The following is a 25617-nucleotide window of genomic DNA, read 5'->3' as shown; positions in this document are numbered from 1 at the left end:
CATGCTCGTCCTGTCGTTCCAACCGTCGTTGCGCCGGGAACAAACGAAAACGGCGCCTGAAGGCGCCGTCTTGGAAGTCTGGTCGTTCGTTCCGATTAACGGAAGGAACGCGATGCGATGTTGCGGATATCGTAGCGGGTGATGCCGATGTCATTGAGAGCGTGGTTCGACAGGTTGCCGAGCTCGCTAACGGTGCGGCGGTAGTTAATCCAGCTTTTTGCGATACGAATCGGGTTCATGACTTTTTCCTCAAGATCGGTTTGTCGCGACAGCCATCTGTCTGCGTCGTTGAGGTTCTTATACGCTTGTCTAATTGGAAGGTGGAGTGCAAAGAAAATGCAGCTGCTATGCATTTGTGCAGTGCATCGCCAAATTGCTGGGCAACATTTGCACCCGCTCGAAAACGCGCCATCACTTAAAGATTGATTAAAGTGCGTGCGCGGCCCGTTAAGGATTTGTAATCGCGCTATTTTCTGCGCGGATGCCCGACGGTGTCGCCGCGGTTCCCAGCTTCAATCCAGGCACGATTGCTTGGCTATAAGCAGAACTCGATCGGCGACGCGCTTTCGCAATTGCGAAGGTGATTTTGCGGCAGCATTTCGACAACGAAAAACGCCCCCCGGAATGAACCGGAGGGCGTTGGTAATGTCCGGCGCGCTGCGCGAAGCAGCGCTCCTGGAATTACTTGATGGCCTGACGTGCAACGTACTGGATGTCGCCGCGGCCGATGCCGAGGTCGCTCAGTTCCCGGTCGCTCATGCGGCCGAGTTCGTTGCAGGTCTGACGATACTTGCGCCAATTGTTGAAAGAGCGTGCGAGGTTCATGATCCTATCCTTTCTAGGGTCGTGTGCCAGCGCTTATCTCTCGGCTGGCCGTCATCTGATGACCCGAAATATAATCGATTTTAGCAGAAGTTACAGAGATAATGCTGCATCGCACCCATGCAGCTATTGCAAGTCTCATTGTGGCCGGGATGTCGACGCCATACCACCAATGTGCTGCCGGATGCCGACAGAACCGTAAGAGACTGCAGAGAGAAGAGGATGGCTGAATCAAACAACTCCCGCTGGGGGAGGAGATCCAGCGAGCGTCGTTTTATTCTGATCGGCAACTGGGAGGAGGAGTGCTGCCAATCCAAATCGAGGGGCGCTGGGAGGAGGAGTGCGCCGCCCCGATCGATGAGTTGAAGGTACTTCAGTCTGCCGAATTTGGGTAGATCAGTTGCCTCATGGCACCTATGCATGCGGCGCATACCTCGATGTGAAGTCGACAGATATCTGCGCAAATATTGTGCAATTGCTTCGCTTGGTCGCGATGGATGAAAAACGGGGGGGGCTGAAAAGAAATAACGCCCGCTGGGGGAGGAGGTCCAGCGAGCGTCATTGAAGGTGATTGGCAACTGGGAGGAGGAGTGTTGCCAATCGTATCGGAGGGGCGCTGGGAGGAGGAGTGCGCCGCTCCGAATTCCATCGAACTTTCGTCCGGGTCTTTCCCGGCACTCCGGGGCGGTTGACCATTGCCGCTAGCGTCCGCTTGGCTGTTTGCCTTCGTTCGCTTCTGATGATTTGAATATAGGGTGTTTAAATCGATTTGTGCAGTGCAATATCCGCATGGAAGATATGCGCATTGCGCAAGCCGTCAGATCCTGGCGGACCAACGTCTGGTCCGAGCGATCGAATGGTTGTGTTTTTCCGCCATTGCGTGATTAGGTAAGCGCCTCGGTTTTTGTCTTCAAGGGCAGGGCCGCCGAAGGAGGTGGGGCAGCATGTATCGCGGTCGTCTGGAAAAGGACTTCAAGCATTGGGTTGGCATGGGGCTTCTGCCGGAGGCTTCCGCGCGACAGATGCTTGCGGAGTATGATGGTCGCGAATCCACCTTTCGGGCGGGGCGTGTTCTGCTGGTGCTCGCCGCCCTGCTGCTGTCGGCCTCCGTCCTGCTGCTTGTCGCGGCCAATTGGGAAGCACTGCCGCGTCTTGCCCGCCTGATCGGTATTGTCGCCTTGATCTGGGGCTTTCATCTTGCCGGTGCGTTGCTTCTCCGGCGAGGCAATGGCGGCCTGGCCGCGGCGGCTCTGGTGCTGGCGGCGATGTCGTTTGGTGCCGGCATTGCCCTGGTCGGGCAGATGTATCATCTCTCGGGTGATGCAGCCGATGCGATCCTGCTCTGGATCGCCGGCGCTTGCGTGACGGCGCTCGCCTTTCGATCGGCGGCTGTCACAACAGTGTGCGGCGGGCTGGCCTGGGCCTATTTCCTGACGTTGCTGTCGGAGGGCGGTCTTGGCGATATCGTCGAATGGCAGACCTGGCTCGTCCCGGCGCTCGCCATCCTCGTGGTCATTCTGGTGCGTGTGACGGATGCAGGTCGCGCGCGGCACCTCGCCTATCTTCTCGTCACGGGATGGCTGATTTGGCTCTATATCGAGAACTCGTCCTTGGGTTTTGCCGGCACGCTGGCAGGCGGCGGCATTGTCGCCTTCCTTGCTGCAGCCATGCCGGGCTCGCCGCTTCGCCCCATCGCGCTTGAAGCCGGCTCCGCGCCCGCATTCTATTCCTTCGCCTTGGCACTCATCGGTTTCTCGGTGCTGCAGTTTGAAGCTGACGGTTTGACCAGTGAAGTGGCCGCCGGCGCGGCCGTGCTCATCGTCGCTCTGCTTGGGATCGCACTTGCCGGCGCGCAGAACGGGGCAGTGCGTTACCTCGGTTATGCGGCGTTTGCTGGTGAACTTCTCTATCTCGCATTCGAGACGCTGGGCTCAATGCTCGGAACCTCGGGCTTCTTCCTGATTTCCGGCCTGCTGGTGGCGGCGATCGCCTGGCTGGTGATCCGGATCGAAGGGCGCCTGATGCGGACGCGACGCGAGGAGGTTTCGCCATGACTGGTCTCTCGCCAAAGCGTCGCTGGTTGCCGCCGCTCATCGCCGCGCTGATTGCCGCCGTCCTTCAGACGGCAGCGCTTGGCTACATGGTCGAAAGCCGGGCTTCGATCCTGCGCAACGGCAAGGAAGTCCTGCTGAAGACCGTGCCGGTTGATCCGAGGGATCTGCTGCGCGGCGACTACGTCATCCTGAGCTATGACATTTCCTGGCTGCCGCCGGCACTTTTCAAGGACGGATTGCCGACGGCGCCGGCGGAAGCGACGGTTTTCGTGCGTCTGGCAAAACAACCGGACGGCTTCTGGGGTGCGGCGCAAGCGTCCTTCAAGCCCCTTGCGCCGACGGATGACAGTGTCGTGCTTCAATCGCAACCGTTCACCTATTACCCTTCGTCGAGTGAAAACCCGTCATCGATAAACGTCGCATATGGCATCGAGCGATTCTATGTTCCGGAGGGCGAGGGCCGGGTGCTGGAGCAAGCGCGCAATGCCGAGGCGCTTTCGGTCAATGTTCGCGTCAATAATGCGGGGCGCGCACAGATAAGGCAGATCGCCGTCGAAGGCACGCCTGTCTACGAAGAGACGCTCTATTGACCGCTTGCTGCGGGATCGGATCGATCTGTCGTGGGTAACCGCATTTTCCCTTTGATCCCGCGAAAACGAGTGATATAGAGACGCCGCGCTCGGGAAAGCCCTGAACCTCAGCATGCCCATTCTATCTGCGGTATTTCCGTTGGTTGGTCTTGCGGGAATACGATCAGGCGGTGCGATTGTCTGAACGCGGGTATGGTGAAATTGGTAGACACGCCAGATTTAGGTTCTGGTGCCGCAAGGCGTGGGAGTTCAAGTCTCTCTACCCGCACCAAGACAAGCATCGCGCCAAAAGTCCGGATTCTGCTATGATGAAGGGGGCTGGAGTGCCATTTTGCTTGCAAAACGGTTACGGAACTGCGTAAAGCCACTCCCGGCAAATGGATCGGCTCACGTGCTCGCCAGACCTTTCTAAGGGGAAGAGCACAGTCAACGTGAAATGAAGGTTTGAACATGCAGGTTATCGAAACGCTCGCTCAAGGGCTGAAGCGCGAACTCAAGGTCGTTATCCCGGCCAAGGACATGGAAGCTCGGATGAACGAGCGTCTGGCCGAAGTGAAGGACCGTGTGAAGATCAACGGCTTCCGGCCGGGCAAGGTGCCGTTCGCGCATCTGAAGAAGGTCTATGGCAAGTCGATCATGGCAGATCTCGTCAACGAGATCGTCCGCGAAAAGCCGACCGAGATCCTTTCGGGCCGTGGCGAGAAGTCGGCGACCCAGCCGGAAATCGCGATGACCGAGGACGAGTCCGAAGCCGACAAGATCCTCAACGCTGAGGCTGACCTCGAGTTCACCGTCGCTTACGAAATCATCCCGGCGATCGAACTCAAGGACGTCAGCGGCATCAAGGTGACGCGCGAAGTCGTCGAGATCGCCGAAGACGAAGTCAACGAGCAGATCCTGCGTATCGCTGAAAGCGCTCGCACCTACGAATCGAAGAAGGGCAAGGCCGCCAACGGCGACCGCGTCACCATCGACTACCTCGGCAAGGTTGACGGCGAAGCCTTCGACGGCGGCAAGGACGAAGACGCAGAACTCGTTCTCGGCTCCAACCGCTTCATCCCGGGCTTCGAAGAGCAGCTCGTCGGCGTCAAGGCTGGCGACGAGAAGACCATCACCGTGACGTTCCCGGCCGATTACCCGGCAGCGAACCTCGCTGGCAAGGAAGCCACCTTCGACATCACCGTCAAGGACGTTGCTTCGGCCCAGGACATCGAAATCAACGACGAACTGGCCACCAAGCTCGGCCTCGAATCGGCTGACAAGCTGAAGGAAATCGTTCGCGGCCAGATCGAGAGCCAGTACGGCTCGCTGACCCGCCAGAAGGTGAAGCGTCAGATCCTCGACCAGCTCGACGAACTCTACCAGTTCGATACGCCGGAGCGCCTCGTCGAAGCCGAATTCGAAAACATCTGGCGTCAGATCAACACCGATCTGCAGCAGGCCGGCAAGACCTTCGCTGACGAAGAAACCACCGAAGAAGAAGCACGCGCCGAATACCGCAAGCTCGCTGAGCGTCGCGTTCGCCTCGGCCTCGTTCTCTCGGAAATCGGCGAAAAGGCCGGCGTTCAGGTCAGCGACGACGAACTGCAGCGTTCGCTGTTCGAACAGCTCCGCCAGTTCCCGGGCCAGGAAAAGCAGATCCTCGACTACTTCAAGAACACGCCTGGTGCCGCCGCTTCGCTGCGCGCTCCGCTGTTCGAAGAGAAGGTTGTCGATCACCTGCTCTCCGAGATCTCGGTAACCGACAAGACGGTTTCCAAGGAAGAGCTGACGGCTGACGACGAAGAAACCGAAGGCAAGGCTGCCAAGAAGGCTCCGGCCAAGAAGAAGGCCGCTGCCAAGGCTGACGCCGCTGAAGGCGAAGAAGCCGCTGCTCCGAAGAAGAAGGCTCCGGCCAAGAAAAAGGCTGCTGACGACAGCGCCGAGTAATCACTTCTTCGATTGCTTACAAATTGAGGCCCTGCCGTTTACGGCGGGGCCTTTTCTGTTGGGGAAATGTTTGTCGTGCGTGGTGGGTGCACAGAGACGTTTTGCTTTACCGAAGATCGAGCAGCAACGCCCGGTGATCCGAGACTTCCGGTTGTTCGACAACGTCGAAGCTGATGACATCGACATCCGGCGTGGCCAGCATGTAATCGGCGTAACGCCCTGATTTGCCGTAGTGCGATGTGCGTGTATCCGTGTGACCTCGACCGGTGACGAGATCGGACAGGCCGAGACTGCCGAGCGCCGCAAAGGTTGCGCTTTCAGGCAGGACATTGAAATCGCCGCAGACGACGAGCCTTTCGTTTCCGGGCCAAATGCGGCCGATAAGTTGTACCAGCGCATCCGCCTGCGCCTGCCGCTCCGGCGTGTCGCCCTTGCCGTTCGTGGTCCGCAGGCCGTGCATCTGCGCGATGGTTATGGAAAAGCCATGCTCATAGTTGAAGAGGCGGAGGCAGTGGGCATTTCGGGCGCGCGGATGTTCGCCCCAACCGTCGGGCGAAAACTCGCCATGGACGAAATCGAGCGCCTGGCCGATGACGGGAAAGGATTTGCGCACGAATGTCGCCAATCCGAATTCGGAATGGACCATACGATCGCCATCGGAAAGCTCGCCTCTCGACGTCGGGCAGAAATACCCGTCATGATCAGGCAGGGCTGCGCAGATCTCGTCGAAGAGATTGGCGCGCTGCGGCAGCTCGACATCGCGATCGCGGTAAAGGAGCCACTCTGACCTCGTCTCCGGAGAGCGCACGACCTCCTGCAGACACAGGATGTCTGCGTTGACTTCGACAAGATACGGTATCAGCGGCGCATGCAGCTTGCCGCCCCAGGCATTCAGGGAGAGGATGCGTAGTGCCATGCTCAATCGCTCGCCAAAACACGGCCCGACGATGCGCAGCATATTCGGGCCGTATGCGTGAAAACGAAGCCCAGGCCGATCACTTGATGCCGTTCTCAAGTGGCCGGATTTGGCGACGTCAGGGCGGCGAGGCTATCTGATTCGCGGCGGTTTGTTCGGGGCCGACCTGGCCGGCCTCGCGGCATTTTAAGCCGTCGGCTTGATCTCGCCCATGCGGTTCCAGGCGTCGAGGCCGGCAATCTTGTAGGCTTCGGCAAGCGTCGGATAGTTGAACGTGTTCTCGACAAAGTACTCGACGGTGCCCTTGAGGTTCAGCACGGCCTGGCCGATATGAACCAGCTCGGTCGCGCCTTCACCGAGGATGTGCACGCCGAGCAGGCGGCGCGTCTTTAGCGAAAAGATCATCTTCAAAAGACCGGAGTCGAGCCCCATGATGTGGCCGCGCGAGGTTTCGCGAAAGCGCGCAATGCCGCATTCATAGGCAATGCCGCGCTCCTTGACCTCCTCTTCTGAAAGGCCGCAGGTGGAGATTTCCGGAACGGCATAGATGCCGTAAGGGAAGTATTTTTGCGGCTCCATGGCGATGGCGCCGACTGCGACGCGAGCAGCAATGCGTCCCTGTTCCATCGAAGTCGAGGCAAGGCTCGGGAAGCCGACCACGTCGCCGGCGGCGTAGATGTTGGGCACTGAGGTCTGGAAGGTTTCGGGATTGACCTTGAGCCGACCGCGGCTGTCGGCTTCGAGCCCGGCGGCCGGAAGATTGAGCGTGTCGGTCGCGCCCATGCGGCCGGCGGCAAAGAGCACCATGTCGGTCACGATCCTGCGGCCGTTGTCGAGCGTCAGCAGAACCTTACCATCGTCGAGCCGTTCGACCTTTTCCGCCTTCTGCCCGAGATGGAGTTTCATGTTGCGGTCGCGCAATTGATAGGTGAAGTCCTCGACAATCTCCTTGTCGATGAAGTCGAGCATCGTCGTCTTCGGGTCGATCACCGTCACTTGCGTGTCTAGCGCACTGAATATCGTCGCATATTCGATGCCGACGACGCCGGCGCCGATCACCACGAGCGAGCGCGGCAACTGCGAGATATCGAGCAGCTCGTCGCTGTCGAGCACGGTCTTGCCGTCGAAGGGCATGTAGTCCGGACGGAATGGCTTCGTGCCGACGGCAAGCATGATGCTGGTCGCCGAAACGAGCAAAGTCTCGCCGTCGTCCTTGACCACTTCAAGCGTGGTCTGATCGACGAAACTTGCCTTGCCGCGCATCTGCTGCACGCGGTTGCGGGCAAACTGGTGTTCGAGAACCTCAACCTCATGATTGAGGGTGATGATCAGTCGCTGGCGCAGATCCTCGGCGCTGATCTCCTCCTTGACGCGGTAAGAGCGGCCGTAAAAGCCGCGTTCGCGCCAACCCGAGAGATTGAGCGCCGTTTCGCGCAGGGTCTTCGACGGGATCGTGCCCGTGTGCACGGAAACGCCGCCGACGCGTTTGCCCTGTTCGATGACGAGAACCTTCTTGCCGAGCTTGGCGGCCTGGATGGCGCCACGGCGGCCGGCGGGTCCGCTTCCGACGACGATGAGATCGAACTGGTTCATGGGCATTTCCGTAAAAAAGGAAGAATCGTTGTGCGCTGCGAAAAGTCTCGCTCGCATGCGTCTATATCGTCAATCGCACAGTTTGATGAAGTGGTTTTCGTCTTTGAAACCTGTTGGGTGCGAATATGACGAAATACGCGTATGCTCGATGACCCAATAGCATACCGGTGCATGGAATTCATGCGGGCATGGGAGGTCTTCTATGGCGTTCGACCTGATGAACGAGCCAAGCTCGGACTATTCGCGCACCACGGAACCGCCGCATGGGGAGGACAGGCAGGGCGTGATCGCCGCTGCGGTCTACGAAAACGGCGTGCGCATCCAGGACATTCAGGTGGAAGATGCGAGCAAATGGCGAAACCGCCCGAATGCCGTCATCTGGATCGGTCTCCATGAACCGGATGCTGCGTTGCTTCGCCAGGTGCAGCGCGAGTTCGATCTGCATGACCTGGCGATCGAAGACGCCTGCAAGGCGCATCAACGTCCTAAACTTGAGATCTATGGCGATTCGATTTTCGTCGTTGCCCGCACCGCTCATATGGTCGGAGTCGAAATCGCGTTCGGCGAAACGCATCTCTTCGTCGGGCGCGGCTACGTCGTCTCGGTTCGCCACGGCGCCTCGACCTCCTATATGGCCGTGCGGCAGCGATGCGAAGCGTCACCCGCTGCCCTTGCTCATGGTGAGAACTATATCCTGTATTCGATCCTCGATTTCATCGTCGACAATTACATGCCGGTAATCGAGGCCATTCACGAGGAAGTCGAACGGCTCGAGGATCGTCTGCTTCGCCAACGGCTGGAGAAGGCGGATATCGAACGGCTCTATCTGCTCCGGCGCAACCTGCTCAGGCTTCGCAATGCCGCCGTGCCGCTGGTCGATGTCTGCCGGCGGCACGAGCATATCGATCTGCCCGGCATGGAGGCGGCACTGCAACCGCTGTTTCGCGATGTGACCGACCATGTCCGCCGCGTGCAGGAAGATATCGATGCGTTGCGCGAGGTTCTGGCCTTCACCTTTGAAGCCAGCTTGATGATCGGCCAATCCGAGCAGACGGAGATCTCCCGCAAGCTTGCCTCCTGGGCAGCTATCCTTGCAGTGCCGACGGCAATTGCCGGTATCTACGGGATGAACTTCGACGACATGCCGGAGCTTAAATTCCGCTACGGTTATTTCGTGGTGCTGGCCGTGATCATCGGGCTCTGCCTGACGCTGTATCGCTTCTTCCGCCGCGCCCGATGGCTTTGATTGCAAAGCCCGGCGGCTAGAGCATTTCCAGGAAAAGTGCGAAGCGGTTTTCCATCAGGAAATGCGTAAAAAAGCGTTTGTGCGATTCCGTCCAAATCGGAAACGCTCTAGAAGAGGCGCAGCCCCTTCAGGCTTACATGGCCGTCCTTGCCGATGATGATGTGATCGTGCACCGCAATGCCGAGCGGCTTGGCTGTCTCGACGATCAGCTTGGTCATGTCGATATCCGCCCGCGACGGCGTGGGGTCGCCTGAGGGGTGATTATGCGCAAGGATGATCGCGGTTGCCGACAATTCGAGTGCGCGCTTGACGACCTCGCGCGGATAGACAGGCGTGTGGTCGATCGTGCCCGTCTGCTGGACCTCGTCGGCAATCAACGCATTACGCTTGTCGAGGAATAATATCCGGAATTGCTCCTTGGTCTCATAGGCCATAGCCGCGTGGCAATATTCGATCACCGCCGACCAGGACGAGAGAATGTGCTTCTTGCGCAGGTCACTCTTCAGCGTTCGGTGCCCGATCGTCGAGACGAGCTTCAGGTCGAGCGCGACCGATTCGCCAACACCCTTGACCTCCTGCAGCAACGGGAGCGGTGCGCCGAATACACCGGCAAGCGTGCCAAAGCGCGTCAGCAGCGCCTTGGCAATCGGCTTGGTATCCTTGCGCGGGATAAGCCGGAACAGCAGCATTTCGAGGAGTTCGTAGTCGGCAAGCGCGGCGTCGCCGTGCTCGCGATACCGTGTTCGCAGCCGATCACGGTGGCCAAGATAGTGCGCCTCGACCGCCTGAGCTGCCGCGTCTGAGACATGCGCGTCCTGCGGCTGCAGATCCGCAAAAAACGACCGTTCGTCCGCCGGCTGCGTCGCATCGCCTGCGGATGAGCGGGAGTTTTTCTTCATGCGGCGCCCATGGCGGCCATGTCAGGCTTGAAGAGGCCGGCCGGCGAGAGCGTGAAGATCTCGCAGCCATCAGCCGTGACGCCGACCGTATGCTCGTACTGCGCCGAGAGAGAACGGTCGCGTGTTACCGCCGTCCAGCCATCGGCAAGCACCTTCACGTGCGGGCGACCGAGATTGATCATCGGCTCGATGGTGAAGATCATGCCTTCGCGCAGTTCCGGCCCCTCGTTGGCGCGGCCGTAATGCAGGATGTTGGGAGCGTCGTGGAAAAGCCGGCCGACGCCGTGTCCGCAGAAGTCGCGTACGACCGAGCACCGTTCGGCTTCGGCATAGGCCTGGATGGCTTCGCCGATCGCGCCGGTGCGGGCGCCAGGACGCACGGCGGCAATGCCGCGCATCAGGCACTCATGCGTCACGTCGAGAAGCCGCTCGGCGGCACGTTTGATCTCGCCGACCGGATACATGCGGCTGGAATCGCCGTGCCAGCCATCGATCACATAGGTCACGTCGATATTGACGATATCGCCGTCGCGAAGCGGCTTGTCGTTCGGAATACCGTGGCAGACAACGTGGTTGATCGAGGTGCAGGACGACTTGGTATAGCCGCGGTAGTTCAGCGTTGCCGGAAGCGCGCCGTTGTCCATGCCGAACTCGAAGACGAAGCGGTCGATCTCCTCGGTCGTCACCCCGGGCCGAACGCGCGACACCAGTTCGTCGAGGCAACGCGCCGTCACCTGACAGGCCTTGCGCATACCTTCGAACCCCTCCGGTCCGTAGAGGCGGATGACGCCGGTGTTCTTATAGGGCGCGGACCCTGCCTCGATGTAAGTCACCATTCCAGAACTTTCAGTTGTTTCCTGTCGAATTTCATAATCCAGCAGGGGCAGCCTCGTCCACTGCCGTGCACCTTGAGGGACTGATATAGGGCGCAGCGCACAGTATTTCGCAGCCGCGATCTTCCGCTAAGCAGATCGGCAAGCCTAACGCGGATCAATGCCTGCGCCTATCCGTAGAATGTTGCAGGTTGCTAAGGGTTGGCGATGCCGTGCGTGCCAAATCGGTAACTCAGGCGAAGTTGCGAATAGCGCTGGCACCTGCCTCATCGATTGCGATCAAGCCGATCGGTGCTATCTCGGAGGGCGATACCAGGCATTTCACCGCATAGGCCTCGACACCTCTGGTCATGGCACGATCGAAGGCAGCGGCATATACAGGGTCGTAGTCGCGGCAGATCTGCAGGTGATCGCAATCGCTGCGCTGCACTAGGTAGACCATGATCGCGCGATGGCCGGCTTCGACCATGTCTCCCAGTTCTTCGAGGTGCTTGGCGCCACGTGCAGTCGGGCTGTCGGGAAACTCGGCCACGCCAGGGTTGCGACTGAAATGCACATTCTTCACCTCGACATAGGCAAGACCGCGCAGGCTGTCGCTCAAGAGAATGTCGATTCGCGAATTGCGCCCGTATTTCTGCTCGCGGGCGAGGTTCTCGTAGAGATGAAGGTCGGCGACAAGTCCGAGCCGAATGGCCTCTTCCGCCAGACGGTTGGGCAGGCCGGTGTTGATGCCGACCAGCGTACCATCCGCCTCGACGATTTCGAGCATCTGCCGGTACTTGCGCGTCGGGCTATCATGCTCCGACATCCAGATGCGCGAACCCGGCGTCGTCAGTCCGCGCATCGACCCGGTGTTGGGGCATGAGCCGGTCAATGCCGTACCATCGGCGAGGAGAGCGTCGAATAGAAAGCGTTTGTAGCGCTGCACGAGCGTGGCGGGCACGAGTGGCCGATCGAAAATCAAGATCTGTTCACACTTTGGTCAGGCGCGGGCGCGCACATAGGAGCCGGGCGCCTCTTCCAGCGTGTTGAGCGTGCCGCCGGGCTTGCGCGCGGGCACGCGCTTCTTGTCCAGCTTTTCGATCCACTGATGCCAGTGCGGCCACCAGGACCCGGGGGTCTCCGTGGCCGTTTTGACCCAATCGTCGAACTCTCCCTTGGGAGGACCGCCGGTCCAGAACTGGTACTTGCCCTTGTCCGGTGGGTTCACGACGCCGGCGATGTGGCCCGAGCCGGAAAGCACGTATGTGACCTTGCCACCGAAGGAGGAACTGCCGAGGAAAACGGAGCGCGGCGGAGCGATATGGTCTTCCTTGGTTGCCAGGTTGTAGATCGGGATCTTGACGTCACCCAGCGATACCTGCTTGCCGGCCAGCATCATCTCGCCCTTCGACAGACGGTTTTCCAGGTAGCAGTTGCGCAGGTAGAACGAATGGTTGGCCGCCGGCATCCGGGTCGAATCGGAATTCCAGTAGAGCAGGTCGAAGGGCAGGGGCTCCTGCCCCTTGAGGTAGTTGTTGACGAAGTAGGGCCAGATCAGTTCGGAGGCGCGCAGCATGTTGAACGCGGTCGCCATTTTCGAGCCGTCGAGATAGCCGGCCACCCGCATGTTGGCTTCCATCTGGCTGATCTGGTCTTCGTCGACGAAGACCTTGAGATCACCGGCGTGAGTGAAGTCGACCTGGGTGGTAAACAGCGTTGCCGAGCGGATGCGCTCGTCGCCCTCTGCGGCATGGAGCGCCAGTGTTGCGGCCAATAGCGTTCCACCGACGCAATAGCCGATGGCATTCACGTCCCGTTCGCCGGTCGCCTGTTCGACGGTGTCGAGCGCAAAGCCGATGCCTTCGCGGGCATAGGCTTCCCAATCCTTGGCCGCATGCCGCTCGTCCGGATTGACCCAGGAGATGACGAACACCGTGTGTCCCTGATCGACCGCCCACTTGATGTAGGATTTCTGCGGGTTGAGGTCGAGCACGTAGAACTTGTTGATCCAGGGCGGGCAGATCAACAGCGGACGCTTGAGCACCGTTTCCGTCGAGGCCTCGTACTGGATCACCTGGCAGACGTCGCTCTGCGCGACCACCTTGCCGGGGGTGATCGCGATGTTTTCGCCGATCGCGAATTTGCTGGTATCGGTCTGGCGCATCCTGAGATCGCCGCGACCGGCCACCACGTCCTCGGCAAACATTTGCATGCCCTTGACGAGATTGGCGCCGCTCGTCGCAACCGTTTCCCGGTAGAGCTGAGGGTTGGTGGTGACGAAATTGGTCGGAGAGAGCGCACTCGAAATCTGCCTGACGTAAAAGGCAGCCTTGTGTTTGGTGTGGTCGTCCAGCCCTTCCGCGTCGCGCACCATCTTGTCAGCCCAGTCCGACGTGATGAAATAGGCCTGCCGGACGAAATCGAAGAACGGGTTTTTTACCCAGTCCTCGTCGGCGAAGCGCTTGTCGGTGCGCTGCAAGCTCACGGGATCGGTGGCGACAACATCACCGGACATGCGATGCAAGGTTCGAGACCACATCTCGAAGAAACTGCCCATCAGATGGGTCTGGGCTTCGAGCGTCCGGCGTGGATCGGAAAGCCAATACTCGGAAACCCTGGAGAGGGTTTTGACCATGTCGGTGACAGGTTCGGAGAAGACGTCGGATTTTTCGCCGGTTTCGCGCGGCGCAAGCCAGGCTGAGGCCGCCTTGCCGAGCTGCTCCATTGCGCGGGCAAGGTTGACCGCGAGGCCTTCGGGATCCTTGACGATGTAGGGTTCAACGGACTTCGGGTCGAAGCCAGCAAAGCCGTCCTTGCCTTCGGCATTCCTGTCTGCTGTCACCCGGTTTCCTCCACAGCATCTTGTTTGTTTTGTATTTTTACATTCTGCCCGAAAATGATTACAAGGGCTAGCGCATCGTCGCGCCACGAAAACAGAGGTCTTTGCCAGTATGCTCGCCGTCGGAAAACAGCGCTCCATCACCTGGGTTGCCGGGATCATTCTCCTCGGCACGCTTGCGGGCTGCAACAGCCAGAAGACCGATTTCGAAAATTATCCCTCCGTCTACGGTCAGAAGCCTGCGGCAACGCAGCAGATGACCAATCAGGAAGCCGCCGATATGCAGGCGCGGCTGTCCGCGCTCGGTGCCGCGCGCAAATCCGGCTCCATCTCCGAAGCGGAGTATCAGCGTCGCATGAAGGAAATGCGAAAGCTTGCCGAAGACCACGGCTCCGACACGTTGAAACAGATCACGAATTAGCACTTGCGTTTCAGGTGATTTGGACGCAAAGCGTTCAATGGCCGCAATGACGGCCGTTCACCAAAGCGCATGTTTTCGCGACGGCCAACCGCTGGCGGATACGTGCGCCAAACGAGGTTTGGAGATGGAAGAGTTTCACAAAGTCCGGCGTTTGCCGCCTTATGTTTTCGAACAGGTCAACCGTTTGAAAGCAAGCGCGCGAGCGGCCGGTGCTGACATCATCGACCTCGGCATGGGCAATCCGGATCTTCCCACTCCGCAGTCGATTGTCGACAAGCTCTGCGAGGCCGTTCAGGACCCGCGCACGCATCGTTATTCGTCGTCGAAGGGCATTCCCGGGCTGCGTCGTGCCCAGGCCGCCTATTACGCCCGCCGCTTCGGCGTCAAACTGAACCCGGACACGCAGGTCGTCGCCACCCTTGGCTCCAAGGAAGGCTTTGCCAACATGGCTCAGGCGATCACCGCGCCGGGCGACGTGATCCTGTGCCCTAATCCGACCTATCCGATCCATGCCTTCGGCTTTCTGATGGCCGGTGGCGTCATCCGCTCGATCTCGGTCGAGCCGGACGACACATTCTTCGGGCCGCTGGAGCGCGCCGTTCGCCATTCGATCCCGAAGCCGCTGGCGCTGATCCTCAATTACCCGTCGAACCCGACGGCGCAGGTTGCGACGCTCGATTTCTATAAGGAAGTCGTGGCATTCGCGAAGAAGCACGACATCATCGTCTTGTCGGATCTGGCCTATTCGGAAATCTACTTCAACGATGCGCCGCCACCATCCGTGCTCGAGGTGCCGGGCGCGATCGACATCGCGGTCGAGTTCACCTCGATGTCGAAGACGTTTTCCATGCCCGGTTGGCGCATGGGCTTTGCCGTCGGCAACGAGCGGTTGATCGCGGCGCTGACGCGCGTGAAGTCTTATCTCGACTATGGTGCGTTCACGCCGATCCAGGTTGCCGCCACCCAGGCACTTAACGGTGACGGCAGCGACATCGCCGAGGTCCGCAACATCTACAAGCGCCGTCGCGACGTGATGGTCGAAAGCTTCGGCAAGGCCGGCTTCGACGTGCCGCCGCCGGCAGCCACGATGTTTGCCTGGGCCAAGATCCCGGAGAAGTTCCGTCATCTCGGATCGCTCGAATTCTCAAAGCTGCTTGTAGAGAAGGCCGATGTGGCCGTAGCGCCGGGCATCGGCTTCGGCGAGCAGGGTGACGACTATGTGCGTCTGGCGCTCGTCGAAAACGAGCACCGCATTCGTCAGGCGGCACGCAATATCAAGAAGTTCCTGTCCACGGCTGACGAGACGATGCACAACGTCATCTCGCTCAACGCGCATCGGTAAAAGACGGGGGCGTGCCAGGCGCGCGCCCCTACCGCAACGGCCCCGCCGTTCTGGCGGGGACCCTCACATGTTAGGAAATGGCTATGGCAGATGCCCTCAAAATTGGCATTGCGGGCTTGGGTACCGTCGGTGCCTCGCTCGTGCGAATCCTCCAGGATCGTCACGAGATGCTGGCAACGACATGTGGCAGGGCAATCGAAATTACAGCCGTAACGGCGCGTGACCGCTCCAGGGATCGTGGAGTCGATCTGTCGAAGACCACCTGGTTCGACGATGCCGTCTCGCTCGCTGCCAATGCCGATATCGATGTCTTCATCGAATTGATGGGCGGTTCCGGCGACCCGGCCTATGCTGCGGTCAAGACGGCGCTCGGCCGTGGTATCCATGTCGTCACCGCCAACAAGGCGTTGCTGGCAGCACATGGCATCGAGCTTGCGGCCATTGCCGAGAACAACGGCGCGCTGCTCAACTACGAAGCTGCCGTTGCTGGCGGCATTCCCGTCATCAAGGCGCTGCGCGAATCCATGACCGGCAACACGATCTCGCGCGTCTACGGGATCATGAACGGCACCTGCAACTACATCCTGACGAAGATGGAGAAGGAGGGTCTGTCCTTCGAGGCCTGCCTGAAGGAAGCCCAGAGGCTCGGCTATGCTGAGGCCGACCCGGCCTTCGACATCGAAGGCAACGATACCGCCCACAAGCTATCGATCCTGACGAGCCTTGCCTTCGGCACGGCGATTGCGGCCGACGACATCTATCTCGAAGGCATCACCAATATCTCCATCGACGATATCAATGCCGCGGCCGATCTCGGATACCGGATCAAGCTTCTCGGGGTCGCCCAGCGCACCGAAAGCGGCATCGAGCAGCGCGTACATCCAACGATGGTTCCCTATGATTCGGTGATCGCTCAGGTCGATGGCGTCACCAATGCGGTCGCGATCGAATCCGATATTCTCGGCGAGCTGCTGATGGTCGGTCCGGGTGCCGGCGGCAACGCGACGGCGTCGGCCGTTCTCGGCGACGTCGCCGATATCGCCAAGAGCCGCCCTGGCGCCCAGCATGTGCCCGCATTTGGTCGTCCGACCAATGCGCTGCTGCCTTACAAGCGCGCGCAGATCCAGAGCCACGAAGGCGGCTACTTCATCCGCCTGAAGGTCGTCGATCGCACAGGCGTCTTTGCGAGCATTGCTTCGCGCATGGCCGAAAACGGCATTTCGCTGGAATCGATCATGCAGCATTCCAAGCACCCGAAGGAATCGGACGAGCCGCAGACGATCATTTTGGTGACGCACGCGACCGCCGAGCATTCGGTGCGCGATGCGATCGTCGCGATCAAGAGCGAGGGCTATCTGGTCGGCGAGCCGCAGGTGATCCGCATCGAGCGGCCGAAGGCAGCCTAGCTCAAGGTGCAAAGCTGTTGAGAACGGGCCCCATCGACCATTGGCGTCGGTGGGGCCTTTTTCATGCCGGGTTTTGCGTGCGCGCATTGTTCGCTAATAACGAAGAGATTGAGGCAGGTGGACAGCATGGAAGAACCGGTAGACCCGATACAGCGAGCTTTTCTGGGCGTCGAGCGATCGATCAGCGGTCAGCGCTGGGTCTCTCGTCTCGACCAGGCCGGGCAGAACCGCGCGCTGGCGATCAGCCAGGTTCATGGCTATTCCGATCTCATTGGACGCGTGCTGGCCGGCCGTGGCGTTTCGCTCGACGATGCCGCGACCTTCCTCGACCCGACGCTTCGCTCGCTGATGCCGGACCCCGACACCTTGACCGACTGCCGCAAAGCGGCAGAGCGCCTGTCGCTGGCAATATCCAGGCGCGAGAAGGTAGTGGTCTTCGGCGACTACGACGTCGATGGCGCTGCATCCTCGGCGCTGATGGCGCGCTTCCTCGAACATTTCGGGCTCGAGGTCGAGATCTACATCCCCGATCGCATCTTTGAAGGCTATGGCCCCAACCCACAGGCGATCGAACAGTTGATCGATAACGGGGCCAGGCTCATCGTCACCGTCGACTGTGGCTCGACCAGCCATGAATCGCTCGCTGTCGCGGCCCAACGCGGTATCGACGTCGTCGTCATCGACCATCACCAGGTCGGCTCGACGTTGCCGCCATGCCATGCACTGGTCAATCCCAACCGCGAGGACGATCTCTCCGGCCAGGGGCACCTTTGCGCTGCCGGCGTCGTCTATCTCGTTCTCGTCAATGCCGTGCGGGTGCTGCGCGCCGCTGGTGATGCGCGCGTTGGGACTTTCGATCTACTGGCGCAACTCGATCTCGTGGCACTCGCAACCGTTTGTGATGTGGTGCCGCTGAAGGGGCTCAATCGCGCCTATGTGGTCAAGGGGCTGATTGCAGCCCGGCATATGGGCAATGTCGGGCTGGCCGCGCTGTTGCGCAAGGCGGCGATCGGCGGTCCCGTGACGCCATATCATCTCGGCTTTCTGGTCGGGCCACGCATCAATGCGGGCGGGCGCATCGGGGACGCGGCGCTTGGCAGCCGCCTGTTGACGATGGACGATAGTGCTGCGGCTGAAACGATTGCGGCACGGCTCGACGAGCTCAACCGCGAGCGGCAGGCGATGGAAGCGGCGATGTTGGCCGAGGCCGAGGCCGAGGTTCTGGCTGAGTACGGCACGGGCGAGGGCGCCTCCGTCATTGTGACGGCGCGGGAGAACTGGCACCCCGGTATCGTCGGGCTGATCGCGGCGAGAATAAAAGAGAAATTCCGTCGCCCGACCTTTGCCATTGCCTTCGATCCGAATGGTCGCGGCACCGGATCGGGTCGGTCGATTGCTGGTTTCGACATGGGAAAGATGGTTCGTGCCGCCGTCGACGGCGGATTGTTGGTGAAAGGCGGCGGCCACGCCATGGCCGCAGGCCTGACGGTCGAGCGGGCAAAGCTCGGCCGGTTGCGCCAATTCTTTGAGGAGAAGGCTGAAGCAGCCGTGCGGGACCTCGTTGCGGTGCAGACGCTGAAGGTGGACGGCGCGCTCGGCGCGTCTGGCGCAACGCTGGAACTGATCGATCTGCTGGAGCAGGCCGGCCCCTACGGCTCCGCCCATCCGCAGCCGGTCTTCGCCTTCCCCCTGCATCGGCTGCGCGACTGCCGCCAGGTTGGAGCCAACCACATCAAGGTGACCCTCGAAGGGCAAGACGGCAGCCGCCTCGAAGGTATCGCCTTTCGGGCCGTGGAGACGCCGCTCGGCGACTTCCTGTTCGCCAGCCGTGGCGCATCCATTCATGTTGCGGGTTCGGTTTCGGCCGATCTTTGGCAAGGCCAGCGGCGCGTGCAGTTGCGTGTAAGCGACGCTGCCAAGGCAATGTAGCCGGCAGCCTGAATCTATATTCCGTCAAGCTCTGCGGTGCCGCTTGGAATGCATGACTATCTGCCGGGATCGAGTCCAGTCATCTCCTGTGAACCTGCGTCAGAGACGGGGCAGAAGTACTCCGCGCCACGGGACGGAGCATGACTATTTTTGGTCCTGCGAAGACGTGCAGGCCGAACATCAACAATGTCGAGGGGAAGGTCACAGTGGCACGCCCTAGGGGAGTCGAACCCCTCTTCCCAGAATGAAAATCTGGTGTCCTAACCGATAGACGAAGGGCGCACTTGCTGTGTGGGCGTCTTATAGTCAGGNCGCCCTAGGGGAGTCGAACCCCTCTTCCCAGAATGAAAATCTGGTGTCCTAACCGATAGACGAAGGGCGCACTTGCTGTGTGGGCGTCTTATAGTCAGCGCTTTTGCCGGCTGCAAGCGCTAATGTCAGGATTTTTGAGGTTTTTCTGGGGAAAATGCAGGAAAAATCAACGGCTAAGAACATGGCGCAGATGCCTGAAGCCGAGGGGCATGGGTCGATGCAATCGGCGCCAAAACGGAAACGAATGTGCTGGGGAGGGGATCACAGTGGCACGCCCTAGGGGAGTCGAACCCCTCTTCCCAGAATGAAAATCTGGTGTCCTAACCGATAGACGAAGGGCGCACTTGCTGTGTGGGCGTCTTATAGTCAGNGGTCACAGTGGCACGCCCTAGGGGAGTCGAACCCCTCTTCCCAGAATGAAAATCTGGTGTCCTAACCGATAGACGAAGGGCGCACTTGCTGTGTGGGCGCCTTATAGGCAGCGCCTTTGCAGACTGCAAGCGTGAATCTGAAAATTCGTGTGCTTTTCCCGTGAAAAAGAAACGGAAAAATCTGCACCCGTTCGGCGTGCATGTGCGCATCGCATATTCGAGCGCACGCTGAATTCTCGGCAAGAAACTGCCGATCACCAATAACAAAATCATCTGAAGGGGAGGGTCACAGTGGCACGCCCTAGGGGAGTCGAACCCCTCTTCCCAGAATGAAAATCTGGTGTCCTAACCGATAGACGAAGGGCGCACTTGCTGTGTGGGCNCGCCCTAGGGGAGTCGAACCCCTCTTCCCAGAATGAAAATCTGGTGTCCTAACCGATAGACGAAGGGCGCACTTGCTGTGTGGGCGTCTTATAGTCAGGCGATTTGATTACCGCAAGCGGCAATTTTCATTTTTCTGTAAAAAATGCAAAAGCCGGAAAAGATGGACGGATCCTGCGGATTAGCTCATGGAAACAAGGGCTTGCCTTCAGCCCTTGCCGCGGCGGCAGCGCCAGTTCCAATCGCGCTGGGCGCCGATGTCGATATGAACCGATTCCGTGTGGCAGTAGGTTCCAACGCCACCGCGCCCGGGAATGCTGCGCAGGAAATCTGCCAACTCCCACTTGCTGACGCCCTTCACCTGGATGTCTGCCGCCTCGCAGCGCGTATGGAGGGATTGCTTTGCGCGGTTGACCTTGATCGGGCGCAGGCCCGAAGTCACCATCACTTGGCGGCCGTAATGCGTTTCAACCTGTTTGAGCATCTGCATCAGCTCCGGCTTGAAGCAGCCGGCCTCGACCTTTTCGGTCTGCAGGATAAGGCCGCTTGGTGCCAGACGGGCCAAGCCGGAAAGGGAGGCGACCTGAACCGGTGCGTCCTCTTCGTCCGCCGCGTGGTCTTCATGCGCCACGCTGAACAGCGGGCTCATCTTGACGCCGGGCAGGCCCTGATAGGCGAGCGAGGCCATCTGCGGCTGGCTGGCGTTGCTGGTGGTGATGGTTTTTTTCTCAGCCGGCTGCGCTGCGCGCGCCGTTTCCTGCTGCTGTTTCTCCTTGCGTTTTCCCGCAAACAGGCTCGCAAGCGTCCAGGTCTTCGGTACTTCCTTGGAGCCGCTTTCGCTGGCCTTGGCGTTCGGCGTGGCCGTGGCGGCCTGGGTCGCCACGTCTGTTGCCGCCTGCGCCTGCTCAACAGCTTGTACGGGCTGAAGCACGCGCGATGTCTTGCCGCCGAGGGCGGCTTGCGCGCTCAAGGGCAGCGGTACCGAGGCGGGAAGAGTAGCGCCTTCCGGGGCGGCATAGGCCATCACTGCTGTATCGGACGGGGCGCCGGAAGTCTCATTCGATGCGCCTTGCTGCGGCTGGATGATCGGCTGGGGTTGCGGCTGAGGCTGAGGCTGAGGCTGGATTTGCCCCTGTCCTTGGCTGCCGCTGAAGAGGCTGTTCGTCGTTGCGTTCATGCTCGGCTGGGCAGCGCCTGTGGCCGGGACGGAGCCCGTCGCCTGCGGCTGTGCGCCCGCCATCGCCGCTTGACCGGCCGCGGCCGGAGCCTGGCCATAGATGCTCGATGAGGCCGCACGCAGGCCCGTGCTCTGCATGGTCAGCGGCCCACCCTGTTGCGCGGGGGCCTGACCCGGCGCGAGAGCGCTATTGCCTTGGGCTGCCTGCGGGTTGCTGCCAACCGCCGACACTTGAGCGTCGCGAACGGTCGCGCCGGTCTGGGGCGAATCGGCGACCTGCAGAGCGTCTTGCGCTTCCTCTACCTTCAACGCATTTGCTGCTTCGCTATCAGCGACGGCAGACACGCAGCCGCTCAACGCGAACAGCGAAACGGATATCGCGGCTGCGCGGCTGAAAGTTGCCAGCAGCGCTCCCCTTGTTTCCCGATGTTGCAACGTCCTATCCCCGCTCTCCGTGCATGATCGGCGAGATCGTCGCCTTTCCATGCATTAAGTCTCAGTTCCGAAACATCGCCCAGAACAAACAAACACGAATTTCGCGCGGCGACCAATCGGATCGCCGCGGGAAGGATTAGGCCAAATACAGTTAGGGGCGTCGCCACGAGACATCGCGGATAGAACCCCGTATCAACGTTTCGCGCGGAAAGTTACTGAACGATACGTGATTTGTAAACTGGCGCTAACCTTGAGCCCACATGCGCCAAGCATGCGAAGGCCCGGTGTCGATGCCGGGCCCCGGATCATTCGTCAATTCAACGGATCCGCGACTCGACTGTGCCAAGCCGAAACTCCCGGCTGCAGACGTCAATCATCGGCGGCCAGAATTGCGCGAGGCTTACCAGGCGCCGGTGTTGGCCATGGACGCCCAGGGCTCCTGCGCCGCCAGGTTCTCGCCCTTCTGCAGGATCTCGATCGAAATACCGTCGGGTGAGCGCACAAAGGCCATGTGCCCATCGCGTGGCGGGCGGTTAATGGTTACGCCGTTGTCCATCAGGTGCTGGCAGAAGCCATAAATGTCATCCACCTCATAGGCCAGGTGACCGAAGTTGCGACCGCCTGTATAATCTTCGCTGTCCCAATTGTAGGTGAGTTCGAGGCACGGCGAGAGTTCGCCCTTTGCCCGGTCGAGATCGCCTGGGGCGGCCAGGAAGACAAGCGTGAAGCGGCCCTTCTCGTTCTCGTAGCGACGGATTTCGCTGAGGCCGAAAAGCGTGCAATAGAAGTTCAAGGCCTCGTCCAGATTTTTGACGCGAACCATCGTGTGCAGATAACGCATTGCAATGTCCCTGTTTCGAAGAAGATGGCGTATACTTATCTGCCAGCAAGCCAGAGGCAAGGCTGCGTCCCTACATTGGATCCAGGCCAAAATACGCCGAGGGTCTTGCGCACCAGCGGCGGGACGATGTTATTCTGGTCAATAAGAATCAGTTAACCGTAGTCGGTAGTCGCGCGTAAACGAGGGGCTGGGAGAGAATGGCGGATAGGACATCTTCAAAAGACGTCATGCATGATGACGACTTTGGCAGCGACGCCCTCGACCTCGTCGAAATCACCGGCGTGATCAAATGGTTCGATGTCGCCAAGGGGTTTGGCTTCATCGTGCCTGATAACGGCATGCAGGATGTGCTGGTGCACGTGACCTGCCTGCGGCGCGACGGCTATCAGACGGTGCTCGAAGGGGCCCGCGTCGTGGCTCTCATCCAGAAGCGCGACCGTGGCTACCAGGCCTTCCGCATTCTGTCGATGGATCAGTCGACGGCCATTCATCCCTCGCAACTGCCGCCGATCAGAACCCACGTGCAGGTAACGCCGACGAGCGGCCTCGAACGTGTCTTGGTCAAGTGGTTCAACCGGACCAAGGGCTTCGGCTTCTTGACGCGCGGCGAGGGCACGGAGGATATCTTCGTTCATATGGAAACGTTGCGCCGTTTCGGTCTGACGGAACTGCGCCCCGGCCAAGTGGTTCTCGTGCGCTTCGGCGACGGTGAAAAGGGCTTGATGGCGGCCGAGATCCATCCCGATGGCCCAACACCGACAAGCCGTTCGCACTGATGTCGATGGCTCGAACCTTTTCTGCAAGAAGCGCCGCCACGGCGCTTTTTTTGTCGGCGCTACTGTTTGCAGCCTTTGCGCTAGCGGAAGCGCAATTCACCAGCGACCGGATGCGGCTGGTGACGGCCGACAACAAGATCCATGAGTTCACGGTCGAGCTTGCCATCGATGCCGATCAGCGGGAGCAGGGGCTGATGTTTCGGCGCTCAATGGCACCCGATCACGGAATGTTGTTCGATTTCGGTGATACCCGTCGGGTGATGATGTGGATGAAGAACACCTATCTGGCGCTCGACATGCTGTTCATCGACAAGAGCGGTACTGTGCGGACGATCCATCAGGATGCCGTGCCGTTTTCCGAGGCGATCATCGATTCGCGTGAGCCGGTGGCCTATGTGCTGGAACTCAATGCCGGAACCGTCAAACGGCTCGGCATCAAGCCGGGTGATCGGCTGGAAGGCGCTCGTATCGTCGGTAACTGATGATGCAGGGCACGGTGTCCGACGTGGCCCGGTTAACGGTTTCCAACCAGCTGATTTAAAAGCGCAATTCATTATTCTTGCACTGCAGCGAGCCTTTTCGGCAGACGCGCCCTACATAAGTTGGTAGTCTTTCTATCGGACCAACAGGAGGCATCTGTGATGATCAGGCATGTGCTTGTTGCAATCATTGCTGCGGCCGCCTTCGCGCCCGCGGCATCGGCCGCCGATCTGACCGAAAACCTCGAGCCGGCGCCCCTCGTGGAAGCAGCGCCTACCTTTGTCTGGACCGGCGGTTATGTCGGTCTACAGGGTGGTGGCGGCTGGCTTAATGGCGATTTCAGTACGCCGGGCGGAAGCGCTTCACAGGATTTCAATGGCGGCCTTCTCGGTGCCTTCGCCGGCTTCAACTACCAACAAGGCGATTGGGTCTACGGTATCGAAGGCGATGTCAGCTATAACTGGAACGACAAGACCTTCGATATCTTCGGCGCCTCTCCGGAAGCCGGAACCGATGTATCCGGTTCCGTCCGCGGCCGTCTGGGTTACGTCGTCAACGACAAGGCACTTGTCTATGCGACCAGCGGCTGGGCGATTACGCGCGGCTTTGTCGATGTGCCTGGGGCTTCCAAGGAAAAGGAAACCTTCAATGGCTGGACGATCGGTGCCGGTGTCGACTACGCCTTCACCGACAGCCTGTTCGGTCGGGCCGAATATCGCTACAACGACTATGGCGACAAGGATGTCGGCGGCTACAACGCCGATTTCGACCAGCATCAATTCACCGTCGGCATCGGCGTAAAGTTCTAAAGATTGTGAATGCGAGGAGAGGGCGCCGATGGCACGGAGCCCTCTTTGCTGTCGTCATCGTGCTCTTCACGCTTTGATCGGGGCCGAGACCCCAGCCAATCTTCGGCTAAGGCCCGGCGCGGCTGAGGATTGCATTACGATCGGCTTCGCCGGCAAGATCGATGGTGATGCGCATTTCATCCTTCACCGGTCGCCGTAGAGCGTTCTTGCCCGATGGTGCTGTGGAGAGGCGGCCTGCCTCTTCAAGTATGGCGATACGCTTGCGTGATAGGCCGAGTTCCATGGATAGCAACCGCTCCGTTCGCAGCGATGTTTTCATCGCCAGGTCAAGAACGATCTCCAGAGGCGGGGATGATTCGGCGGCCGGGTTCAGAATCGTCTTTTGCACATGAACCTCGGAAAACTCCTCGATCTGCCCCGCATCCCGGCGCAACCCGTCGAGATCGAAAGAGACCTTCTCGATCCAGGCTTCGTCATTGGTCTGAAGCGCGTTGAGCGTGTGCGGATCGATATCGCGGATGTGGCGGCGTTCGAAGATGGGGCGGTTCCAGGTGCTGTCGCAACTGCAGCAGCGATAGATCAGCCAGGCATCCAGCCGCCGACCATTGGCATTGAGCCGTGTCTTGCCGCTCGGCTCGAATGGACGTGCTGCTCGGCAACGGTTGCAGGCGAGCCAGGGACGCGGCGCGATTTTGGGTTTGATGGTCCACTGGACCAGGTATGTGTGAGACATGTCGTCTGGTTCTTCCGATTGGAAGTCCATCAAGACGACGGTTTGAGCACCCGTTCAGGGGACGCGGTCTGGCAGCGTTGTTGGTGATGGTTCGATCCGCACAAGCAATTGTGCGGCGACAGGTCGGCAATGCCATTCCGGTCTCGAACCGTCACCTCGACGAACGCATTGAGTTGCGATCCGACAGCGACGATCGCTATCGGGCGTACGTGGTGAAACAAGCGAGACCGGGGTTTACAAAGGCAAAGCGGAACTCCAGGAAAAGGCAGCGCAATTTGTTGCGCAACCGTCCTAGCCGAATATTGTTGCTACGGGAAGTAGTAGTATTTGTGATAGTCGCGTTTTTGGATTTGTCGTGGGCGTGTGAGGACGAGTTTCTCTGATTGAGTTTTTCTATGTGCCGTCGGACACCGGATGACCCAGTCGGGAAGGCCGGGCTGTCGTGCCGGCATAGAAATTCTTGTTAAGAGGTACTAGGCGCTCAAAGTTCGAAGAACGCGT

At 59.9% G+C, this 25617-nt stretch carries 22 protein-coding genes and 7 tRNA genes; 12 read left to right on the top strand and 17 right to left on the bottom strand.

The window, feature by feature from the left end; all coding sequences use genetic code 11:
• Positions 1–95 precede the first annotated feature (95 nt).
• Together ASD00_RS38285 and ASD00_RS38280 are read right to left on the bottom strand one after the other, a co-directional pair.
• Positions 96–239 (bottom strand): DUF1127 domain-containing protein, encoded by a 144-nt coding sequence (locus tag ASD00_RS38285; RefSeq protein WP_065781539.1) that lies wholly within the window; start codon positions 237–239, stop codon positions 96–98.
• Between the two features lie 442 nt (positions 240–681).
• Complete coding sequence (locus ASD00_RS38280; RefSeq protein ID WP_067698887.1) at positions 682–825, bottom strand: DUF1127 domain-containing protein; 144 nt, start codon at positions 823–825, stop codon at positions 682–684.
• Positions 826–1766: 941 nt separating this feature from the next.
• Here ASD00_RS38280 and ASD00_RS04405 point away from each other — a divergent pair.
• The 4 genes from ASD00_RS04405 (at position 1767) to tig (ending at position 5395) form a co-directional block, all read left to right on the top strand.
• Complete coding sequence (locus ASD00_RS04405) at positions 1767–2876, top strand: DUF2157 domain-containing protein (RefSeq protein ID WP_057205027.1); 1110 nt, start codon at positions 1767–1769, stop codon at positions 2874–2876.
• A complete protein-coding gene (locus ASD00_RS04400) occupies positions 2873–3466 on the top strand; it encodes a GDYXXLXY domain-containing protein (RefSeq protein WP_025426870.1) in 594 nt (197 codons plus the stop codon). Before ASD00_RS04405 ends, ASD00_RS04400 begins: the two co-directional genes overlap by 4 nt.
• Positions 3467–3652: 186 nt before the next feature.
• Positions 3653–3737, top strand: a tRNA-Leu gene (locus ASD00_RS04395).
• 179 nt (positions 3738–3916) lie between these two features.
• Positions 3917–5395: a trigger factor gene (gene tig / locus ASD00_RS04390; protein WP_025426871.1), complete on the top strand. Its 1479-nt coding sequence runs from the start codon at positions 3917–3919 to the stop codon at positions 5393–5395.
• Positions 5396–5501: 106 nt separating this feature from the next.
• Here tig and ASD00_RS04385 read toward each other — a convergent pair whose 3' ends face one another.
• Positions 5502–6311 carry an endonuclease/exonuclease/phosphatase family protein gene (locus ASD00_RS04385; protein ID WP_025426872.1) on the bottom strand — a complete coding sequence of 270 codons (810 nt, stop codon included), beginning with the start codon at positions 6309–6311 and terminating at the stop codon, positions 5502–5504.
• Positions 6312–6497: 186 nt separating this feature from the next.
• Positions 6498–7904 carry a Si-specific NAD(P)(+) transhydrogenase gene (gene sthA / locus ASD00_RS04380; protein WP_025426873.1) on the bottom strand — a complete coding sequence of 469 codons (1407 nt, stop codon included), beginning with the start codon at positions 7902–7904 and terminating at the stop codon, positions 6498–6500.
• A gap of 202 nt (positions 7905–8106) precedes the next feature.
• Here sthA and ASD00_RS04375 point away from each other — a divergent pair, with 202 nt between their 5' ends.
• Positions 8107–9150: a magnesium and cobalt transport protein CorA gene (locus ASD00_RS04375; protein ID WP_025426874.1), complete on the top strand. Its 1044-nt coding sequence runs from the start codon at positions 8107–8109 to the stop codon at positions 9148–9150.
• Between the two features lie 107 nt (positions 9151–9257).
• Here ASD00_RS04375 and radC read toward each other — a convergent pair whose 3' ends face one another.
• The 4 genes from radC to phaC all read right to left on the bottom strand — a co-directional run bounded on the left by radC (position 9258) and on the right by phaC (position 13706).
• Entirely contained in the window at positions 9258–10049 is a 792-nt protein-coding gene (radC, locus tag ASD00_RS04370) for a DNA repair protein RadC (protein WP_025426875.1), read from the bottom strand.
• Positions 10046–10885 (bottom strand): type I methionyl aminopeptidase, encoded by an 840-nt coding sequence (gene map, locus ASD00_RS04365; protein ID WP_057205024.1) that lies wholly within the window; start codon positions 10883–10885, stop codon positions 10046–10048. The genes radC and map overlap by 4 nt, the downstream gene beginning before the upstream one ends.
• 229 nt (positions 10886–11114) lie before the next feature.
• Positions 11115–11846 (bottom strand): DNA/RNA nuclease SfsA, encoded by a 732-nt coding sequence (sfsA, locus tag ASD00_RS04360; RefSeq protein WP_025426877.1) that lies wholly within the window; start codon positions 11844–11846, stop codon positions 11115–11117.
• Between the two features lie 18 nt (positions 11847–11864).
• Positions 11865–13706, bottom strand: coding sequence for a poly(3-hydroxyalkanoate) polymerase subunit PhaC (phaC, locus tag ASD00_RS04355; RefSeq protein WP_025426878.1), 1842 nt, complete (start codon positions 13704–13706; stop codon positions 11865–11867).
• 109 nt (positions 13707–13815) lie between these two features.
• Here phaC and ASD00_RS04350 point away from each other — a divergent pair, with 109 nt between their 5' ends.
• The 4 genes from ASD00_RS04350 to recJ all read left to right on the top strand — a co-directional run bounded on the left by ASD00_RS04350 (position 13816) and on the right by recJ (position 18801).
• Complete coding sequence (locus tag ASD00_RS04350; protein ID WP_025426879.1) at positions 13816–14124, top strand: hypothetical protein; 309 nt, start codon at positions 13816–13818, stop codon at positions 14122–14124.
• Positions 14125–14248: 124 nt separating this feature from the next.
• Positions 14249–15466, top strand: coding sequence for an LL-diaminopimelate aminotransferase (locus tag ASD00_RS04345; RefSeq protein WP_025426880.1), 1218 nt, complete (start codon positions 14249–14251; stop codon positions 15464–15466).
• Between the two features lie 83 nt (positions 15467–15549).
• Positions 15550–16872: a homoserine dehydrogenase gene (locus ASD00_RS04340; RefSeq protein ID WP_025426881.1), complete on the top strand. Its 1323-nt coding sequence runs from the start codon at positions 15550–15552 to the stop codon at positions 16870–16872.
• Positions 16873–16998: 126 nt separating this feature from the next.
• Positions 16999–18801, top strand: coding sequence for a single-stranded-DNA-specific exonuclease RecJ (recJ, locus tag ASD00_RS04335; protein WP_057205021.1), 1803 nt, complete (start codon positions 16999–17001; stop codon positions 18799–18801).
• Positions 18802–19008: 207 nt separating this feature from the next.
• On the opposite strand, the gene ASD00_RS04330 is transcribed toward recJ, so the two are convergent.
• The 8 genes from ASD00_RS04330 to ASD00_RS04295 all read right to left on the bottom strand — a co-directional run bounded on the left by ASD00_RS04330 (position 19009) and on the right by ASD00_RS04295 (position 22318).
• A tRNA-Glu gene (locus tag ASD00_RS04330) sits at positions 19009–19083 on the bottom strand.
• Between the two features lie 28 nt (positions 19084–19111).
• Positions 19112–19183, bottom strand: a tRNA-Glu gene (locus ASD00_RS04325).
• A gap of 197 nt (positions 19184–19380) precedes the next feature.
• Positions 19381–19455 (bottom strand) — tRNA-Glu (locus ASD00_RS04320).
• Between the two features lie 37 nt (positions 19456–19492).
• Positions 19493–19567, bottom strand: a tRNA-Glu gene (locus ASD00_RS04315).
• A gap of 209 nt (positions 19568–19776) precedes the next feature.
• Positions 19777–19851: transfer RNA gene (locus ASD00_RS04310), tRNA-Glu, on the bottom strand.
• A gap of 14 nt (positions 19852–19865) precedes the next feature.
• A tRNA-Glu gene (locus ASD00_RS04305) sits at positions 19866–19937 on the bottom strand.
• A 136-nt stretch (positions 19938–20073) separates the two neighbouring features.
• Entirely contained in the window at positions 20074–21477 is a 1404-nt protein-coding gene (locus ASD00_RS04300) for a YcbK family protein (RefSeq protein WP_057205016.1), read from the bottom strand.
• Positions 21478–21877: 400 nt separating this feature from the next.
• Positions 21878–22318, bottom strand: coding sequence for a VOC family protein (locus tag ASD00_RS04295; protein WP_025426884.1), 441 nt, complete (start codon positions 22316–22318; stop codon positions 21878–21880).
• A gap of 197 nt (positions 22319–22515) precedes the next feature.
• Between ASD00_RS04295 and ASD00_RS04290 the strand changes: the two genes are divergently transcribed.
• The 3 genes from ASD00_RS04290 to ASD00_RS04280 all read left to right on the top strand — a co-directional run bounded on the left by ASD00_RS04290 (position 22516) and on the right by ASD00_RS04280 (position 24383).
• Positions 22516–23094: a cold-shock protein gene (locus tag ASD00_RS04290; protein ID WP_025426885.1), complete on the top strand. Its 579-nt coding sequence runs from the start codon at positions 22516–22518 to the stop codon at positions 23092–23094.
• On the top strand, positions 23094–23576 hold the full coding sequence (locus tag ASD00_RS04285; RefSeq protein WP_025426886.1) for a DUF192 domain-containing protein: 483 nt from the start codon (positions 23094–23096) through the stop codon (positions 23574–23576). Before ASD00_RS04290 ends, ASD00_RS04285 begins: the two co-directional genes overlap by 1 nt.
• A 159-nt stretch (positions 23577–23735) precedes the next feature.
• The gene (locus tag ASD00_RS04280; protein WP_057205013.1) at positions 23736–24383 is read left to right on the top strand and encodes an outer membrane protein; all 648 of its coding nucleotides are present in this window, start codon (positions 23736–23738) and stop codon (positions 24381–24383) included.
• 106 nt (positions 24384–24489) lie between these two features.
• On the opposite strand, the gene ASD00_RS04275 is transcribed toward ASD00_RS04280, so the two are convergent.
• The gene (locus ASD00_RS04275) at positions 24490–25116 is read right to left on the bottom strand and encodes a DUF1062 domain-containing protein (RefSeq protein WP_057205010.1); all 627 of its coding nucleotides are present in this window, start codon (positions 25114–25116) and stop codon (positions 24490–24492) included.
• Positions 25117–25617 lie beyond the last annotated feature (501 nt).

This window comes from Ensifer sp. Root31, from assembly GCF_001424825.1.
Classification (GTDB): domain Bacteria; phylum Pseudomonadota; class Alphaproteobacteria; order Rhizobiales; family Rhizobiaceae; genus Ensifer; species Ensifer canadensis.
The sequence above is the reverse complement of the archived record's forward strand: the minus strand, read 5'-3'. Positions and strand labels throughout refer to the sequence as shown.

Excerpts from the sequence above, each read along its gene's own strand:
- ASD00_RS38285 (WP_065781539.1), bottom strand. The coding sequence starts at position 239 with ATGAACCCGATTCGTATCGCAAAAAGCTGGATTAACTACCGCCGCACC.
- ASD00_RS38280 (WP_067698887.1), bottom strand. The coding sequence starts at position 825 with ATGAACCTCGCACGCTCTTTCAACAATTGGCGCAAGTATCGTCAGACC.
- ASD00_RS04405 (WP_057205027.1), top strand. The coding sequence starts at position 1,767 with ATGTATCGCGGTCGTCTGGAAAAGGACTTCAAGCATTGGGTTGGCATG.
- ASD00_RS04400 (WP_025426870.1), top strand. The coding sequence starts at position 2,873 with ATGACTGGTCTCTCGCCAAAGCGTCGCTGGTTGCCGCCGCTCATCGCC.
- tig (WP_025426871.1), top strand. The coding sequence starts at position 3,917 with ATGCAGGTTATCGAAACGCTCGCTCAAGGGCTGAAGCGCGAACTCAAG.
- ASD00_RS04385 (WP_025426872.1), bottom strand. The coding sequence starts at position 6,311 with ATGGCACTACGCATCCTCTCCCTGAATGCCTGGGGCGGCAAGCTGCAT.
- sthA (WP_025426873.1), bottom strand. The coding sequence starts at position 7,904 with ATGAACCAGTTCGATCTCATCGTCGTCGGAAGCGGACCCGCCGGCCGC.
- ASD00_RS04375 (WP_025426874.1), top strand. The coding sequence starts at position 8,107 with ATGGCGTTCGACCTGATGAACGAGCCAAGCTCGGACTATTCGCGCACC.
- radC (WP_025426875.1), bottom strand. The coding sequence starts at position 10,049 with ATGAAGAAAAACTCCCGCTCATCCGCAGGCGATGCGACGCAGCCGGCG.
- map (WP_057205024.1), bottom strand. The coding sequence starts at position 10,885 with ATGGTGACTTACATCGAGGCAGGGTCCGCGCCCTATAAGAACACCGGC.
- ASD00_RS04350 (WP_025426879.1), top strand. The coding sequence starts at position 13,816 with ATGCTCGCCGTCGGAAAACAGCGCTCCATCACCTGGGTTGCCGGGATC.
- ASD00_RS04345 (WP_025426880.1), top strand. The coding sequence starts at position 14,249 with ATGGAAGAGTTTCACAAAGTCCGGCGTTTGCCGCCTTATGTTTTCGAA.
- ASD00_RS04340 (WP_025426881.1), top strand. The coding sequence starts at position 15,550 with ATGGCAGATGCCCTCAAAATTGGCATTGCGGGCTTGGGTACCGTCGGT.
- recJ (WP_057205021.1), top strand. The coding sequence starts at position 16,999 with ATGGAAGAACCGGTAGACCCGATACAGCGAGCTTTTCTGGGCGTCGAG.
- ASD00_RS04295 (WP_025426884.1), bottom strand. The coding sequence starts at position 22,318 with ATGCGTTATCTGCACACGATGGTTCGCGTCAAAAATCTGGACGAGGCC.
- ASD00_RS04290 (WP_025426885.1), top strand. The coding sequence starts at position 22,516 with ATGGCGGATAGGACATCTTCAAAAGACGTCATGCATGATGACGACTTT.
- ASD00_RS04285 (WP_025426886.1), top strand. The coding sequence starts at position 23,094 with ATGTCGATGGCTCGAACCTTTTCTGCAAGAAGCGCCGCCACGGCGCTT.
- ASD00_RS04280 (WP_057205013.1), top strand. The coding sequence starts at position 23,736 with ATGATCAGGCATGTGCTTGTTGCAATCATTGCTGCGGCCGCCTTCGCG.
- ASD00_RS04275 (WP_057205010.1), bottom strand. The coding sequence starts at position 25,116 with ATGTCTCACACATACCTGGTCCAGTGGACCATCAAACCCAAAATCGCG.